Source organism: Planotetraspora sp. A-T 1434 (assembly GCF_025420585.1).
GTDB lineage: Bacteria > Actinomycetota > Actinomycetes > Streptosporangiales > Streptosporangiaceae > JAOEGB01.
Map to the genome: position 1 here is coordinate 1 of NZ_JAOEGB010000099.1, position 597 is coordinate 597.

At 70.5% G+C, this 597-nt stretch carries 1 protein-coding gene; it reads right to left on the minus strand.

The features are described 5' to 3' along the window. Window positions 1-279 precede the first annotated feature (279 nt). Window positions 280-597 (minus strand): WD40 repeat domain-containing protein (locus tag N5079_RS35130; protein ID WP_410007862.1); only part of this gene is annotated, 318 nt, incomplete at its 5' end.

Below are 597 nucleotides of genomic sequence, written 5' to 3' on the forward strand. Positions count from 1 at the left end.
TGGCGACCCGAGCTGTGCCCGGCGGGGGCAGCCGCATACCTAGGGCCGTCGCGCGAGCTGCTCCAGACCGCCACCTCGGACGCCGCTCTGGCTCCCCTGTAGGTCTGTCCCGGAAACGGTCGTTTCCGGGACACCCGACCGACGCCACCCCCCCGTCACGTTTCCGCAGGAGCCGCCGTCCCAAAACTCATCCCGAAAAACCCGTCGAGACCTTGAGTTTCGGGACCCTTTCCGGGACGAATCCCCGGGTGAGCTGAGACCCAGGAGACCGAGCCAATATCAGGCGGACCGGAAGGCCATGGCCGTGAGGGGGCCGGTGTGGCCGGTGAGGGGGTCGCCGACCATTTGGCGGGTGGTGGTGTCCCAGAGCCGCACCGTGCAGTCGGCGCTGGTGGTGGCGAGGAGGTGGCCGTCGGGGTGGAAGGCCCACCGCCCGGATGGGGTCGGTGTGGCCGGTGAGGGGGTCGCCGACCATTTGGCGGGTGGTGGTGTCCCACAGCCGCACCGTCCCGCGGTAACTGCCGGTGGCGAGGAGGCACCCCGCCAGATCGGCGATCCTGGCGAGCAGACACCCGTGTCCGCCTGCTGCCCAGCCAG